Here is a 15,747-nt window from a genome sequence, read left to right as displayed (position 1 = left end):
AATAATGTTATGAAAGAGCGGAATTTTATCAAATTTCGTTATCAAGAAACATGCCTGTGTCACGCCTCGCAAATAAGATTAAAAGTAAATTAATTGTTATCAAAATGATGTTGTTTTGAGAGGATAGTAGGGTATATTGTCACCACCTGTAGGAACGTTGCTCTCTGGTTGCAGCCGATCCGGATTACGCAAATTAAATGCATAAAAGCCAAAATTGCGCGACTCCGCATTCTTGATGAGTGAGGATTGTAATCATTGAATTTGTGAATTAAGGTCGCCGCCGCGGAGCAATAGACACTTAGCTAATCATATAATAAGGAGTTTAGGATGAAAGTCGCAGTCCTCGGCGCTGCTGGTGGTATCGGTCAGGCGCTGGCATTACTTTTAAAAAACCAACTGCCTTCAGGTTCAGAACTCTCCCTGTACGACATCGCTCCAGTGACTCCCGGTGTGGCCGTTGATTTGAGCCATATCCCCACCGCTGTAAAAATCAAAGGTTTCTCCGGTGAAGACGCAACCCCGGCGCTTGAAGGCGCTGACGTAGTACTGATTTCTGCGGGTGTGGCGCGTAAGCCGGGTATGGACCGTTCCGACCTGTTTAACGTTAACGCCGGCATCGTGAAAAACCTGGTGCAGCAGATCGCTAAAACCTGCCCGAAAGCGTGCGTGGGCATTATCACCAACCCGGTGAACACCACCGTTGCGATTGCGGCGGAAGTGCTGAAAAAAGCAGGCGTATACGACAAAAACAAACTGTTTGGCGTCACCACGCTGGATATCATCCGCTCTAATACCTTTGTTGCAGAGCTGAAAGGTAAGCTGCCAACGGAAGTTGAAGTCCCGGTGATTGGCGGGCACTCCGGCGTGACGATTCTGCCGCTGCTGTCGCAGATTCCAGGCGTAAGTTTTACCGAACAAGAAGCGGCCGAGCTGACTAAACGTATTCAGAACGCCGGTACTGAAGTCGTCGAGGCGAAAGCCGGCGGCGGATCGGCAACCCTCTCTATGGGTCAGGCTGCCGCACGTTTCGGTCTTTCTCTGGTTCGCGCTCTGCAGGGCGAAAAAGGCGTGGTGGAATGCGCCTATGTGGAAGGCGACGGTCAGTATGCCCGTTTCTTCTCTCAGCCGCTGCTGCTGGGTAAAAACGGTGTAGAAGAGCGTAAATCCATCGGCACACTGAGCGCTTTCGAGCAACATTCGCTGGACGCTATGCTGGATACGCTGAAAAAAGATATTCAGTTGGGTGAAGATTTTATTAATAAATAAGCTGTTCCTGCCCGATGCCGGGGCTTTTGCTCCGGCTTCTTTGACTGTAAACAAGCCACGAAATCAAGTACTAAATCTGCTAAACTCCTCACGTCTTATCGGTTATTAACGAGAACGTCGTGAAAAAGATCCAAAGAACGCAAACCCGCGATCACATTACGCAAATGCTTCGCTATGAAATTCTTTCCGGCAATATAAAAGCGGGAGAAGAACTCGCGCAGGAAAGTATTGCGGAGCAGCTTGGTCTTTCACGAATGCCGGTTCGAGAAGCGCTACAGTCACTCGAACAGGAAGGTTTTTTAATCCGACTGCCCAACAGGCACATGCAGGTCGCGCATCTTGAGGCCGATCGCGTGAGTCATATTTTTCGCGTGATTGCCGCGATGGCCGCCGAAATGTTTTCGCTGATACCCAGCGAAGTAGGCGATGCCCTCCTGATACGTGCGCAAGCGCTGGCTGTCGCAGAAGACAAATCCTGCGAACTGGAGTGTCATGCGATGCTGATTTCTTATGTGAATAACCGCTATCTGGAAAAGGTGTATCAGCAGTTCCTGGACGGTTATGTCTCTTATGTTATTTTGCATCTGAAAAAAGATAATCAGGAGTCGGCGCAGCTTTTCGCTGAACTGGCTGACGTCATACGCCAGGGGCGGCGTGATGAGATTGGGCAAGTTATGCAGCGTTATTTCCTCTCTTTAGCAGAAATAATGCGTCAACATATGAAGGATTGGGAAAGTGCAGAAGCCTAAGTTAGGGAAGATTAAGCTTCTTTCAGCGAAAGAACAGGTCGCGGCGGTGCTGCGTAAAGCGATTCTTTCGAGGGAGTTAGTGGAAGGGCAGGAGATTACGTTAGAAGGCATTGCCGGAATGGTCGGCGTGTCCAGTATGCCAGTGCGCGAGGCGTTTCAGATTCTGGCGGCGGATGGGCTGATAAAAGTGCGCCCTAATAAAGGGGCGGTGGTGTTGGGCATCAATGAACAAACGATCCGTGAACACTATGAAATTCGCGCGCTGTTAGAAAGTGAGGCGGTGGCTAAAGCTTCTCGTCCCGGCACCGATATCTCGCGGATAGCCCAGGTGCATTATGCCGCTGAAAAGGCTCTCGCGGAAAATAACTCGGCGGAATACTCCGACCTGAATCAGGCATTTCATATGGAAATCTGGAATGTTGCTGGCAACGAAAAAATGAAAATGTTGCTCTGTAATATGTGGAACGGCCTTTCGATGGGCCATAAGGTCACCGAAGAAGAGTATGCCGTGATTTCCATTCAGGAACATAAAAGTATTCTGCAAGCTCTTGAACTTCATGATGAAACATTGGCACGCCAGCGCATGCGCGAACACATTATTCGCTCGATGGAGAATATGCTGACCCGCTATGTTGGTGACCCTTCTGCCTGATCTTTTCGCCTGCGTGAGCATCGCAGGCGCTTCAACCAATTCTTCAATTCTATTAATCACGTCCAGTAACGATCTAACCACGATCTTGATGTAGATCCCACTCCTGCATCTTTCCTGAGAAACGATTTGACTTAGTTTTTGTATGGGAATAATTTCTCTCTGTCAATATTGGATACAATATCATATATCATTGATTGGATAATTATAAATATGGAACCCATTACCCTTACCCTATGTTTATTGGTGTTCGCTATCGTCATGTTTGTATGGGAAAAAGTGCCGCTGGCCGTCACTTCCATGATTGTCTGCGTGGCCTTAGTGATCACCGGCGTTCTGAATATCAAACAGGCCTTTGCTGGCTTTATCGACACTAACGTCATCCTCTTTGTCGCGATGTTCATCGTAGGCGGTGCGTTGTTCGAGACCGGTATGGCAAACAAAGTGGGCGGCGTCATCACGCGCTTCGCGAAAACAGAAAAACAGCTGATCTTCACCATTATGGTGGTGGTGGGGTTGATGTCTGGCGTCCTCTCTAACACCGGTACCGCTGCGGTTTTGATTCCGGTGGTGATCGGCGTGGCGGCAAAATCGGGCTTCTCGCGTTCTCGTCTACTGATGCCGCTGGTTTTCGCCGCTGCGTTGGGCGGTAACCTGTCGTTAATTGGCGCGCCGGGAAATCTTATCGCACAGTCTGCGCTACAGAATATTGGCGGCGGCTTTGGCTTTTTTGAATACGCAAAAATCGGTCTCCCGATGCTCATCTGCGGCATTCTCTACTTCCTGACTATTGGCTATCGCTTTCTGCCGAATAATGCGACCGGCGGTGAGGTGGGGAGCGTCGGGGAGCAACGTGACTACAGCCATGTTCCACAGTGGAAACAACGGCTCTCACTCGTGGTGTTGATCGCAACGATCCTCGGCATGATCTTTGAGAAGAAGATCGGTGTCAGCCTGGCCGTGACCGGTTGTATTGGCGCTCTTGTGCTGGTAGTAAGCGGCGTACTCACGGAAAAACAGGCCTATAAAGCCATTGATTCACAGACTATTTTTATCTTTGGCGGCACCCTGGCGCTGGCAAAAGCGCTGGAAATGACCGGGGCAGGCAAGCTGGTTGCGGACTATGTAATCGGCATGCTGGGGCAAAACTCCTCACCGTTCATGTTGCTGATCGCCGTTTTCGCCTTATCCGTTGTGATGACCAACTTTATGTCCAATACCGCAACGACAGCGCTGTTGGTGCCGGTGAGTTTGTCCATTGCCGCAGGTATGGGGGCCGACCCGCGTGCGGTTCTGATGGCGACGGTCATTGGCGGTTCCTGCGCCTACGCAACCCCTATCGGTATGCCTGCCAACATGATGGTGCTCTCTGCGGGTGGCTATAAATTTGTCGACTACGCTAAGGCCGGTATCCCCCTGATTATCGTTTCAACCATTGTCAGCTTGATCCTGCTGCCAATCCTTTTCCCTTTTCATCCGTAATTAACGGAAGCTGTTCTGACTAAGGAGCATTTATGAGCAAAAGTGAACAGATATCCCATATGACCGACGTTATGGCCAAGTTTGTGGGATATACCGGCAAAGTTTTGCCTGATGATGTCACTGCAAAACTGGAAGATTTGCATAAGAAAGAGACCAGTAAACTGGCCGACGTCATCTTTACTACCATGATTGAGAACCAGCGTCTGGCGAAAGAGCTGGATCGACCTTCCTGCCAGGACACCGGTGTCATTCAGTTTCTGGTGGAGTGCGGGACGAACTTTCCGCTGATTGGCGAGCTGGAAGCGTTGTTGCGTGAAGCGGTGATCAAAGCAACTGTAGATTCTCCGCTGCGCCACAACAGCGTAGAAACTTTTGATGAATACAACACCGGTAAAAACGTGGGTAAAGGTACGCCGACGGTCTTCTGGGAGATCGTTCCCAATTCCGATCAGTGCAGCATTTATACCTATATGGCGGGCGGTGGTTGTTCTCTGCCGGGGAAAGCGATGGTGCTGATGCCGGGTGCAGGCTATGAAGGTGTGACCCGCTTTGTACTGGATGTGATGACCAGCTACGGCCTCAACGCTTGTCCGCCGCTGCTGGTTGGCGTGGGCGTAGCGACCTCTGTTGAAACGGCGGCACTGCTATCGAAAAAAGCGCTGATGCGTCCGATCGGTTCGCATAACGAGAATGAGCGTGCAGCCTCGCTGGAAAAAATGCTGGAAGACGGCATTAACAAAATTGGCCTGGGGCCGCAGGGGATGTCCGGTAATACCTCCGTTATGGGCGTGAACATTGAAAACACCGCGCGTCATCCTTCTACCATCGGCGTGGCGGTAAACGTCGGCTGCTGGTCGCACCGTAAAGGGCATATCGTTTTCGATAAAGATTTGAATTACACCATTACGTCTCACAGCGGAGTGAATTTCTGATGACTAAAAAAATCCTGACTACGCCAATTAAAGATGAAGATTTAGCGGATATTAAGGCTGGCGATATTATTTATCTCAACGGTCATATTGTTACCTGCCGTGACGTAGCCCATCGCCGTTTAATTGAAGGTGGTCGCGAACTTCCGGTAGATGTTCGCGGCGGCGCTATTTTACACGCTGGCCCAATTGTCCGCCCAATTAAAGGCGAAGACGATAAGTTTGAAATGGTCTCCGTTGGACCAACCACCAGCATGCGTATGGAGAAATTCGAAAAAGAGTTTATTGCGCAGACCGGCGTGAAATTAATTGTGGGTAAAGGTGGAATGGGCAAAGGCACGGAAGAGGGCTGTGCTGAACACAAAGCGCTGCACTGCGTATTCCCTGCCGGTTGTGCGGTTGTAGCCGCCGTGTGCGTGGAAGAAATTGAAGATGCCCAATGGCGCGATCTGGGGATGCCGGAAACGCTGTGGGTCTGCCGGGTTAAAGAGTTTGGCCCGCTGATTGTTTCTATTGATACCCATGGGAATAATCTGTTTGAACAGAACAAAATTATTTTTAATCAGCGTAAAGAGATCGTCGCTGATGAAATATGCCAGAACGTAAGTTTCATCAAATAAACCTGATTACGTAAATTGCACGATAATGGTGGCAATACGTTATGACGATAATAATAACCAAGGGCTCTGGCCGGGGGCGGCTCAGGGAAATCCACCCTTATTATTTCATCGTCATAAATAGCACCATTATCGTGCCTCCTGCCTGAAGGCTATTTTATGACTGATGCAGCTCTGCTATTAGGTGAAGGCTTCACCCTGATGTTCCTCGGCATGGGGTTCGTGCTGGCGTTTCTGTTCCTGCTGATTTTCGCCATCCGCGGCATGTCCGCCGCCGTCAACCGCTTCTTCCCCGAACCGGTCGCCGCGCCCGCACCGCGCGCCGTTCCCGTCGTGGACGACTTCACCCGCTTAAAGCCGGTGATTGCCGCCGCCATTCACCATCACCGCCACCACGTTTAATTTCCCGGAGGGATCCATGACTATTGCCATTACCGACGTCGTCCTGCGTGACGCCCACCAGTCCCTTTTCGCCACCCGTCTGCGTCTTGACGATATGCTGCCGATTGCCGCTCAGCTCGACGACGTGGGCTACGGCTCGCTGGAGTGCTGGGGCGGCGCCACCTTTGACGCCTGCATCCGTTTCCTCGGCGAAGACCCGTGGCTGCGCCTGCGCGAACTCAAAAAAGCCATGCCCAAAACCCCGCTGCAGATGCTGCTGCGCGGCCAGAACCTGCTCGGCTACCGCCACTACGCCGATGACGTGGTGGAACGCTTCGTCGAACGCGCGGTGAAAAACGGCATGGACGTCTTCCGCGTCTTCGACGCCATGAACGACCCGCGCAATATGAAAGCCGCCCTGCAGGCGGTGCGCAGCCACGGCGCACACGCCCAGGGCACGCTCTCTTACACCACCAGCCCGGCGCACACCCTGCAGACCTGGCTGGACCTGACCGAACAGCTGCTGGAAACCGGCGTTGACTCGATTGCCATCAAGGATATGTCCGGCATCCTGACGCCGATGGCCGCCTTTGAGCTGGTCAGTGAAATCAAAAAACGTTTTGAGGTGCGCCTGCACCTGCACTGTCACGCCACCACCGGGATGGCGGAGATGGCCCTGCTGAAGGCTATCGAGGCGGGCGTTGACGGCGTGGACACGGCGATTTCCTCCATGAGCGCCACCTACGGCCACCCGGCCACCGAGGCGCTGGTCGCCACGCTTGCCGGCACAAAATATGACACCGGGCTGGATATCCTGAAGCTGGAAAACATCGCGGCGTACTTCCGCGAGGTGCGCAAAAAATATCACGCCTTTGAAGGCCAGCTGAAAGGCTACGACAGCCGCATTCTGGTGGCGCAGGTGCCGGGCGGAATGCTGACCAACCTCGAAAGCCAGCTGAAGCAGCAGAACGCGGCGGACAAACTCGACCAGGTGCTGGCGGAAATCCCCCGCGTGCGCGAGGACCTCGGCTTTATCCCGCTGGTCACCCCGACCTCGCAGATTGTCGGCACCCAGGCGGTGCTCAACGTCCTGACCGGCGAGCGCTACAAAACCATCGCCAAAGAAACGGCCGGCATTCTGAAAGGCGAATACGGGCACACCCCGGTGCCGGTGAACGCGGTACTGCAGGCGCGGGTGCTGGAAGGGGGCGCTCCGGTGACCTGCCGTCCGGCGGATTTACTCAAACCGGAGCTGGCTGAACTGGAAGCCGACGTCAGGCGCCAGGCGCAGGAGAAGGGCATCCAGCTTGCGGGAAACGCCATCGACGACGTGCTCACCGTGGCGCTGTTCCCGCAACCCGGCCTCAAATTCCTTGAGAACCGCCACAATCCGGCGGCGTTTGAGCCACTGCCGCAGGCGGAAGCCGCGCAGCCTGCCGCTGCCCCGGCAAAAGCCGCAGCTTCCGGTATCTACACCGTCGAAGTGGAAGGCAAAGCCTTTGTGGTCAAAGTCAGCGACGGCGGCGATATCAGCCAGCTTACTGCGGCTGAACCGGCGGCCTCTTCCGCACCGGTTCAGGCCGCCGCCCCCGCAGGCGCAGGCACCCCGGTCACCGCCCCGCTGGCGGGCAACATCTGGAAGGTGATTGCCACCGAGGGCCAGACGGTGGCCGAAGGCGACGTGCTGCTGATTCTGGAAGCCATGAAGATGGAAACCGAAATCCGCGCCGCGCAGGCCGGGACGGTACGCGGTATTGCGGTGAAGTCCGGGGACGCGGTTTCCGTCGGCGACACCCTGATGACGCTGGCGTAACGGAGAACTGAAATGGAAAGTCTGAACGCCCTGCTTCAGGGCATGGGGCTGATGCACCTTGGCGCAGGCCAGGCCATCATGCTGCTGGTCAGCCTGCTGCTGCTGTGGCTGGCGATAGCGAAAAAGTTCGAGCCGCTGCTGTTGCTGCCGATTGGCTTCGGCGGGCTGCTCTCCAACATCCCGGAAGCGGGCATGGCGCTGACCGCGCTGGAAAGCCTGCTGGCGCATCACGACGCCGGGCAGCTGGCGGTGATTGCCGCGAAGCTCAACTGCGCGCCGGACGTTCATGCCATCAAGGAGGCGTTAGCGCTGGCGCTGCCGTCGGTGCAGGGCCAGATGGAGAGCCTGGCGGTGGACATGGGCTACACGCCGGGGGTGCTGGCGCTGTTCTATAAAGTGGCGATTGGCTCCGGCGTCGCGCCGCTGGTCATCTTCATGGGCGTCGGCGCGATGACCGACTTCGGCCCGCTGCTGGCCAACCCGCGCACCCTGCTGCTCGGCGCGGCGGCGCAGTTCGGTATCTTCGCTACGGTGCTGGGGGCGCTGACGCTGAACTACTTCGGCCTGATTTCCTTCACCCTGCCGCAGGCGGCGGCCATCGGCATTATCGGCGGCGCGGACGGCCCGACGGCGATTTATCTCTCGGGCAAGCTGGCGCCGGAGCTGCTGGGAGCCATTGCGGTGGCGGCGTACTCGTATATGGCGCTGGTGCCGTTAATCCAGCCGCCGATTATGAAGGCGCTGACCACGGAGACTGAGCGCAAAATCCGCATGGTGCAGCTGCGCACCGTCAGCAAGCGGGAAAAAATCCTCTTCCCGGTGGTGCTGCTCATGCTGGTGGCCCTGCTGCTGCCGGACGCCGCGCCGCTGCTGGGGATGTTCTGCTTTGGCAACCTGATGCGCGAAAGTGGCGTGGTGGAGCGTCTGAGCGACACGGTACAGAACGGGCTGATTAATATCGTCACCATTTTCCTGGGGCTTTCCGTTGGCGCCAAGCTGGTGGCGGACAAGTTCCTGCAGCCGCAGACGCTGGGCATTCTGCTGCTGGGGGTGATTGCCTTTGGTATCGGGACGGCGGCCGGGGTGCTGATGGCGAAGCTGCTGAACCTGTGCAGTAAGAACAAAATCAACCCGCTTATCGGTTCGGCGGGGGTGTCGGCGGTGCCGATGGCGGCACGCGTATCGAACAAGGTGGGCCTGGAGTCGGACCCGCAGAACTTCCTGCTGATGCACGCGATGGGCCCGAACGTGGCCGGGGTGATTGGTTCGGCGATTGCGGCGGGCGTGATGCTGAAGTACGTGCTGGCGATGTAATCCAATCTAATCGGGGGCAGTGATTCTGCTCCCGCAAAATGAGGACACAGTAATGAGTGAAATGGTTGCGTTTCGGCAAGGTACATCCATGCCATCCAGAGAAACCATCTTGCATTATGTTGTTGAGACGGTGAATCAGATAACTGAGCTTGAGCCAGCGCTGCATTTGCTGCCGTGGTCTGGCGTCAACTCAGCAATATATGAGCAACGTTTTGCACAGTGTTACGACGAGGGGCTTTGTGCCGCACAGACGTCGGCACCGAATGTTCCGCAGGGGATTCTGCCATCGACCGATTGGGCTCAGGGTATCGGGTTACTCTGTTTTGCCGCAGGGTATATGAGCGCAGGCGAGCGGCCATTAACACACAATCAGTTATGCGATTTCGTCAAACAGGCGGCTGTTGGTTTATCGCCGATTGAGGAGGAGGCGGCGAGCGGTTTCTCGACGGTACGTAGTATTGCATTACCCGTATTCAGGCGATTACAACGCGATGGTCACGCGTCTCGGATCCTGCTGTTACAAACGTTGCTGCATCTGGTTGCCTGGAAAAGCGCATCGCAGTATGCGCGTCAACAGGCGCAACGACTGCTCTGGATGGGCGGCATTCTGGGGGAAGGAGGCGAGTCTGGCTTATTGGCACTCGATAAGGCGCTGCGTGAAGAGGCCGTCGGGGAGAAAAGTCTCCCCGCTCTGCTGATTTTCACGAGTTTCCTGGCACATTTTCCGGCAGGGCCAGTCTTTATTGACTAGCCGTCGAACGACGCGGGCAAAAGCCGCGTCGTTTTAGTTCGACGCCGGGTATTCCTGCACCGTCACCTGGAACGTGAGCTGCTTATCATCCCGCATTACCACGACCGGAATGACGGAGCCCGGACGGATTTCCGCCACCTGATCCATCGTTTCCAGTGCGGACACAGCGGGTTTATTATTGACCGAAATAATCAAATCATTAACCTGAATACCGGCAAGCGCGGCGGGGCCGTTTGGCGTCACTTCATTAACGACAATGCCCTGAATCGGGTCCATGCCGCTACCCTGCTGCGCGTGCAGCGGTGCGATTTCTCGTCCGCCAATACCGATATAGCCGCGAATCACGCGACCGTCGCGGATAAGCTTATCCATAATTTTCGTGGCTAGCTGGAAGGGAATCGCAAAACCAAGGCCTTCCGGCGTTTCGCCATCGTTACTCTTATCAAAAGAGAGGGTGTTGATCCCCATCAGTTCGCCTAACGAGTTGACCAGCGCGCCGCCGGAATTACCGTGGTTAATCGAGGCGTCGGTCTGGAGAAAATTCTGTCGCCCCGTCGGGTTCAGGCCGATACGACCCGTTGCGCTGATGATCCCTTGGGTGATGGTCTGTCCCAGATTATATGGGTTGCCGATAGCCAGTACGACGTCGCCAATATGCGGTGTACGCTTTGTATTAATCGGGATGGTAGGCAGCCCGCCAGTGGCGTTGATCTTCAGCACCGCCAGATCGGTAAGCGAATCGGAGCCAACCAGTAGCGCTTCAAAGACGCGGCCATCCTGTAGCGCGACGATAATCTGATCGGCATCGTTAATCACGTGCTTGTTGGTAATAATATAACCGCGTTGATCCATGATCACGCCGGAACCCAGCGTGCGGATCTCCAGTTGATTATGCGCGGTACTGTTCATACTGCGGTTATAGACATTGACGACGGCAGGCGCGGCGCGGCGAACCGCAAAATTATAACTGGCTGGCGTCTCATCGGTACTGTCGAATTGCGGGACGGCGATAGGATTAATTTTGCGCAAAGAAGGCATGACGGCCAACAGAATAGCGCCGACAATTAAACCTATTGCGACCGAACGTAAGAGCTTCACAAACATGATGGAGGCGTCGTTAAAAAAGGAACGGCAGCAGCATACCATGAGTTAACCGGACATCACATCGCAGGCTGATGCCCGGTTTAAGACAGGATTAGCGCAGCAATAGATAAATGTTCTCGTTGCCGCGTACTACCTGAAGAGCAATGATGGACGGTTTTGCCGCCATCACTTTGCGCATTTCGGCGATAGAACTGATACGATCGCGGTTAACGCCGATGATAACATCATCTTTTTGCAAACCGGCCTGCGCGGCAGGACTGCTTTTTTCGACGCTATCAACCTTAACGCCTTTCGTCCCGTCTTTCAGCTGGCCGTCGCTCAACGTCGCGCCTTGCAACGCCGGGGCGATCATTTCGGCGCTGGCGGAAGAAGAGGTATTGGAATCCAGCGTGACTTCCACCTCCAGCGGCTTACCATCGCGCAGCAGGCCCAGCTTCACTTTCGTGCCCGGTTCGGTGGTGGCGATACGTGAACGCAGTTCGGCAAAGCTATTCAGCGGCTTACCGTTAAGACTGATAATCACGTCTCCGGATTTCACCCCGGCCTTCGCCGAACCTGAATTGGGTAAAACCTCGCTGACAAAAGCGCCACGCTGAACGTTCAGTTTGAATGCCTTGGCGATATCAGCGGTCATTTCAGTGCCTTTAATTCCCAGCAATCCGCGTTTGATTTCGCCGAACTGAATCAACTGCTGCGCCAGCGTCTGCGCCATATTGGAAGGAATAGCAAAGCCAATGCCGATACTCCCGCCACCTGGCGCGAGGATCGCGGTATTAATCCCGATCAGCTCGCCGTTCAGGTTAAGCAGAGCGCCGCCGGAGTTGCCGCGGTTAATAGAGGCATCGGTTTGAATAAAGTTCTCAAGCCCTTCCAGATTAAGCCCGCTGCGTCCCAGCGCTGAAATAATCCCGGAGGTGGCGGTTTGTCCAAGACCAAACGGATTACCGACCGCCACGGCGAAATCGCCGACGCGGAGTTTGTCGGAATCGGCGATGGCAATTTGCGTTAACTTGCTGGGATTCTGAATTTGTAACAGAGCGATATCGCTCTGGTCGTCGCCGCCGATCAGCTTCGCGTCGAATTCGCGTCCGTCATTCAGTTGAATGCTGATCTTTTGTGCCTGATTAATCACATGATTATTGGTTAATACATAGCCTTTCGCGGCATCGATAATCACCCCCGAACCGAGTCCTTCAAACGGCTGGGACGGCTGGTCTGGCAGATCCTCGCCAAAGAATTTTTTAAACTCCTCCGGCACTTTTTGGCTCTGGGCGGCGGTTCCCTCGACTTTTACGCTGACGACAGCAGGCAGCACTTTCTCCAGCATAGGGGCAAGGCTTGGCAGCGTCGCCTGGCCTGGCACCTGGCCTGGTATCGATGCAAGGGCTGGAAACGGCGCCGAAAGAGTTAACCCGACACTTAACGCTAATGCACTTAACAGCTGGGTGTGTTTTTTCATGGATGCTGCTCTCGTACCTTGGATGAACGGATAGACAATTCAAAACAGATTGATGTTATTGAATTTTCAGCCTGGTAACAATGATAATAGCTGGGACAGGAAAGATAGAGAGAGGGCGCAAGCGATGCGCCCGATAAATTTCTTAACGGCGTGCGATTAATCGCGCTTTGCGCCGCTACGTAACAGGCCAGACGCGCCTTCAGAATAATCACGTGGCATTTGTACTGGCGCCTGATCGTTGCTCGCCTCAGACTCCGCCAGACGGTTACGGAACGGATTCGACTCCGCAGACATTTCCGGCAGCAGGCTGCTGGAGCTTTTCGCCATATGCTGATACAGCTGGCGGTAATCATGCGCCATGGTATCCAGCAGTTCCGCGCTGCGGGCAAAGTGGCTAACCAGCTCTTCACGGTACTCTTCCAGCTCAGCTTTGTTTTTTTCCAGTTCGTACTGCAATGCCTGCTGTTGACGTAACTTACGATTACCAAAACGCATGGCCACGGCACCAATGATGATACCGACGACTAATCCAATTAGCGCATATTCCCAGGTCATGAACATCTCCCGTTGTCTTATGTTTCCGTAGGGTGTTGGCTCCAGGCTCCATGCCCGCGCCTGATTATGCCACTATAACCGCTAATTCCGTAGAAGTGGAATCCCGACAGCATATCGCGTAGTGTAGAACGGCCTTTTTTTCGTCAGCCGTGAACGACGGCGCATCGATTTTCAAGGAATAACAATAACATTATGCAAAGCCTTTCCCCTACATCGCGTTATCTCCAGGCAATCAACGAAGGCACCCATCAGCCTGACGACGTACAGAAAGAGGCGGTCGACCGTCTGGAAACCCTTTATCAGGCGCTCACCGCGAAAAAATCGTCGGCTACGCCACCCGGCGGTCTGATAGCGCGACTGGGGAAATTATTAGGCAAAAACGAACCGGACGCGCAAATACCGGTTCGCGGGCTGTATATGTGGGGGGGCGTGGGTCGCGGCAAAACATGGCTCATGGATCTCTTCTACCACAACCTGCCGGGCGAGCGAAAACTACGTCTGCATTTTCATCGGTTTATGCTGCGCGTGCATGAAGAACTTACCGCGTTACAGGGACAGATCGATCCGTTAGACATTATTGCCGATCGGTTTAAAACCGAGACGGACGTACTGTGTTTCGATGAGTTTTTCGTCACCGATATTACCGACGCCATGCTGCTGGGCGGTTTAATGAAAGCGCTGTTTGCACGCGGCATTACGCTGGTCGCGACCTCCAATATTCCGCCGGATGAACTCTACCGCAACGGTTTGCAACGCGCCCGCTTCCTGCCGGCTATCGATGCCATTAAACAGCACTGCGACATTATGAATGTGGACGCCGGCGTCGATTACCGACTGCGGACGCTGACGCAGGCCCATTTATGGCTAACGCCGCTTAATGATGAAACCCGGCGGCAAATGGATAAACTGTGGCTGGCGTTAGCGGGGGGCGCGCGCGAGCACGCTCCGACGCTGGAAATCAATCATCGCCCTTTATCCACCCTGGGCGTTGAAAACCAAACGCTAGCGGTCTCTTTCGCTACGCTGTGCGTCGAGGCCCGCAGCCAGCATGATTACATTGCGCTCTCAAGGTTATTTCACACGGTTCTGCTGTTTGACGTGCCGGTCATGACGCCGCTGATGGAGAACGAAGCGCGCCGCTTTATTGCGCTGGTGGATGAGTTTTACGAGCGCCACGTTAAGCTGGTGGTCAGCGCCGCCGCGCCGTTATATGAAATTTATCAGGGGGAGCGGCTCAAGTTTGAATTTCAGCGCTGTCTGTCACGCCTGCAAGAGATGCAGAGTGCGGAGTACCTCAAGCGGGAGCATATGCCGTAAGCCGGACAAGCGCAGCGCCCCGGCATTATGCGGTATTATATCTGTGCAACCTCCCCGACCGAGGGTGAACCAGGCCTGAACAAAACCCGCGGCAAATCGCAAAAAGGGGTCGATCTTTGACCTGGACTTCTCTATAATCCTGCGACCCCACGTTACAAGAGAGTTTTTTCCCAAACTTTCTCTGTGCCGGCCAAACATATCCGAGGGGGTAGGTTTACCGGACTTTGTCGTGTGAACCTCAACTATTTAAAACGTTTGGGTGTTCACCAACGTGTAACTTATTTATTTGGGTAAGCTTTTAATGAAAACTTTTACAGCTAAACCAGAAACCGTAAAACGCGACTGGTATGTTGTTGACGCGACCGGTAAAACTCTGGGCCGTCTGGCTACTGAACTGGCTCGTCGCCTGCGCGGTAAGCACAAAGCGGAATACACTCCGCACGTAGATACCGGTGATTACATCATCGTTCTGAACGCTGACAAAGTTGCTGTAACCGGCAACAAGCGTACTGACAAAGTGTACTATCACCACACCGGCCACATCGGTGGTATCAAACAAGCGACCTTTGAAGAGATGATTGCCCGCCGTCCTGAGCGTGTGATTGAAATCGCGGTTAAAGGCATGCTGCCAAAAGGCCCGCTGGGTCGTGCTATGTTCCGTAAACTGAAAGTTTACGCGGGCAACGAGCACAACCACGCGGCACAGCAACCGCAAGTTCTTGACATCTAATCGGGATTATAGGCAATGGCTGAAAATCAATACTACGGCACTGGTCGCCGCAAAAGTTCCGCAGCTCGCGTTTTCATCAAACCGGGCAACGGTAAAATCGTTATCAACCAACGTTCTCTGGAACAGTACTTCGGTCGTGAAACTGCCCGCATGGTAGTTCGTCAGCCGCTGGAACTGGTCGACATGGTTGAGAAACTGGATCTGTACATCACTGTTAAAGGTGGTGGTATCTCTGGTCAGGCTGGTGCGATCCGTCACGGTATCACCCGCGCTCTGATGGAGTACGACGAGTCCCTGCGTGGCGAACTGCGTAAAGCTGGCTTCGTTACTCGTGACGCTCGTCAGGTTGAACGTAAGAAAGTCGGCCTGCGTAAAGCACGTCGTCGTCCGCAGTTCTCCAAACGTTAATGGGTTTCTGCTTCGGCAGACAACTATTAGCGAAAAACCCGCTTCGGCGGGTTTTTTTATGGGCAATGCATTTATCTGTCACGATGAAATGCGGATTGTTGTCTCTTTTTCCCCAATTCCAGAATCGACTCACCACAAAGGTCACAAAATCTGGTAAACTATCATCCAATTTTCTGCCCAAATAGCGGGGAATGTTCATTTTTTGTCTCGTTTCTGAGCAATG

The 15,747-nt window shown here is 54.1% G+C and carries 16 protein-coding genes; 13 read left to right on the top strand and 3 right to left on the bottom strand.

Annotation, left to right across the window (positions count from 1 at the left end; all coding sequences use genetic code 11):
• The first annotated feature begins 327 nt into the window (after window positions 1–327).
• The 10 genes from mdh (at window position 328) to NA389_RS16805 (ending at window position 9,951) form a co-directional block, all read left to right on the top strand.
• Complete coding sequence (gene mdh, locus NA389_RS16850) at window positions 328–1,266, top strand: malate dehydrogenase (protein ID WP_000861586.1); 939 nt, start codon at window positions 328–330, stop codon at window positions 1,264–1,266.
• 119 nt (window positions 1,267–1,385) lie between these two features.
• A complete protein-coding gene (locus NA389_RS16845) occupies window positions 1,386–2,015 on the top strand; it encodes a GntR family transcriptional regulator (RefSeq protein WP_000723776.1) in 630 nt (209 codons plus the stop codon).
• Window positions 2,002–2,667: a GntR family transcriptional regulator gene (locus NA389_RS16840; protein ID WP_001171581.1), complete on the top strand. Its 666-nt coding sequence runs from the start codon at window positions 2,002–2,004 to the stop codon at window positions 2,665–2,667. The genes NA389_RS16845 and NA389_RS16840 overlap by 14 nt, the downstream gene beginning before the upstream one ends.
• Window positions 2,668–2,877: 210 nt before the next feature.
• Window positions 2,878–4,146 carry an SLC13 family permease gene (locus tag NA389_RS16835; protein ID WP_000433390.1) on the top strand — a complete coding sequence of 423 codons (1,269 nt, stop codon included), beginning with the start codon at window positions 2,878–2,880 and terminating at the stop codon, window positions 4,144–4,146.
• A gap of 32 nt (window positions 4,147–4,178) precedes the next feature.
• Complete coding sequence (ttdA, locus tag NA389_RS16830; RefSeq protein ID WP_000045349.1) at window positions 4,179–5,078, top strand: L(+)-tartrate dehydratase subunit alpha; 900 nt, start codon at window positions 4,179–4,181, stop codon at window positions 5,076–5,078.
• Complete coding sequence (gene ttdB / locus NA389_RS16825) at window positions 5,078–5,695, top strand: L(+)-tartrate dehydratase subunit beta (protein ID WP_000162405.1); 618 nt, start codon at window positions 5,078–5,080, stop codon at window positions 5,693–5,695. The genes ttdA and ttdB overlap by 1 nt, the downstream gene beginning before the upstream one ends.
• Window positions 5,696–5,851: 156 nt before the next feature.
• Window positions 5,852–6,094, top strand: a complete 243-nt coding sequence (locus NA389_RS16820; protein WP_000128597.1) for an oxaloacetate decarboxylase subunit gamma — start codon at window positions 5,852–5,854, stop codon at window positions 6,092–6,094.
• Between the two features lie 16 nt (window positions 6,095–6,110).
• Window positions 6,111–7,886: a sodium-extruding oxaloacetate decarboxylase subunit alpha gene (gene oadA / locus NA389_RS16815; RefSeq protein ID WP_079920654.1), complete on the top strand. Its 1,776-nt coding sequence runs from the start codon at window positions 6,111–6,113 to the stop codon at window positions 7,884–7,886.
• A gap of 12 nt (window positions 7,887–7,898) precedes the next feature.
• Window positions 7,899–9,200 carry an oxalacetate decarboxylase subunit beta gene (locus NA389_RS16810; protein WP_000444833.1) on the top strand — a complete coding sequence of 434 codons (1,302 nt, stop codon included), beginning with the start codon at window positions 7,899–7,901 and terminating at the stop codon, window positions 9,198–9,200.
• A gap of 19 nt (window positions 9,201–9,219) precedes the next feature.
• Window positions 9,220–9,951, top strand: coding sequence for a triphosphoribosyl-dephospho-CoA synthase (locus tag NA389_RS16805; RefSeq protein WP_000602024.1), 732 nt, complete (start codon window positions 9,220–9,222; stop codon window positions 9,949–9,951).
• A gap of 33 nt (window positions 9,952–9,984) precedes the next feature.
• Here the strand turns inward: NA389_RS16805 and degS are convergent, their stop codons facing one another.
• The 3 genes from degS to zapG all read right to left on the bottom strand — a co-directional run bounded on the left by degS (window position 9,985) and on the right by zapG (window position 13,069).
• Complete coding sequence (gene degS, locus NA389_RS16800) at window positions 9,985–11,055, bottom strand: outer membrane-stress sensor serine endopeptidase DegS (protein WP_000497705.1); 1,071 nt, start codon at window positions 11,053–11,055, stop codon at window positions 9,985–9,987.
• Window positions 11,056–11,146: 91 nt separating this feature from the next.
• Window positions 11,147–12,514: a serine endoprotease DegQ gene (gene degQ / locus NA389_RS16795; RefSeq protein ID WP_000716690.1), complete on the bottom strand. Its 1,368-nt coding sequence runs from the start codon at window positions 12,512–12,514 to the stop codon at window positions 11,147–11,149.
• A 156-nt stretch (window positions 12,515–12,670) separates the two neighbouring features.
• Window positions 12,671–13,069, bottom strand: coding sequence for a Z-ring associated protein ZapG (gene zapG / locus NA389_RS16790; protein WP_001519074.1), 399 nt, complete (start codon window positions 13,067–13,069; stop codon window positions 12,671–12,673).
• Between the two features lie 192 nt (window positions 13,070–13,261).
• On the opposite strand from zapG, the gene zapE reads away from it, so the two are divergent.
• The 3 genes from zapE to rpsI all read left to right on the top strand — a co-directional run bounded on the left by zapE (window position 13,262) and on the right by rpsI (window position 15,524).
• On the top strand, window positions 13,262–14,386 hold the full coding sequence (gene zapE / locus NA389_RS16785) for a cell division protein ZapE (RefSeq protein WP_001191210.1): 1,125 nt from the start codon (window positions 13,262–13,264) through the stop codon (window positions 14,384–14,386).
• A 301-nt stretch (window positions 14,387–14,687) separates the two neighbouring features.
• Complete coding sequence (gene rplM, locus NA389_RS16780) at window positions 14,688–15,116, top strand: 50S ribosomal protein L13 (RefSeq protein ID WP_000847559.1); 429 nt, start codon at window positions 14,688–14,690, stop codon at window positions 15,114–15,116.
• A gap of 15 nt (window positions 15,117–15,131) precedes the next feature.
• A complete protein-coding gene (gene rpsI / locus NA389_RS16775; protein ID WP_000829815.1) occupies window positions 15,132–15,524 on the top strand; it encodes a 30S ribosomal protein S9 in 393 nt (130 codons plus the stop codon).
• Window positions 15,525–15,747 lie beyond the last annotated feature (223 nt).

The sequence above is a fragment of the Salmonella sp. NW645 genome, from assembly GCF_051703725.1.
GTDB classification, from domain to species: Bacteria; Pseudomonadota; Gammaproteobacteria; order Enterobacterales; family Enterobacteriaceae; genus Salmonella; species Salmonella enterica.
The sequence above is the reverse complement of the archived record's forward strand: the minus strand, read 5'-3'. Positions and strand labels throughout refer to the sequence as shown.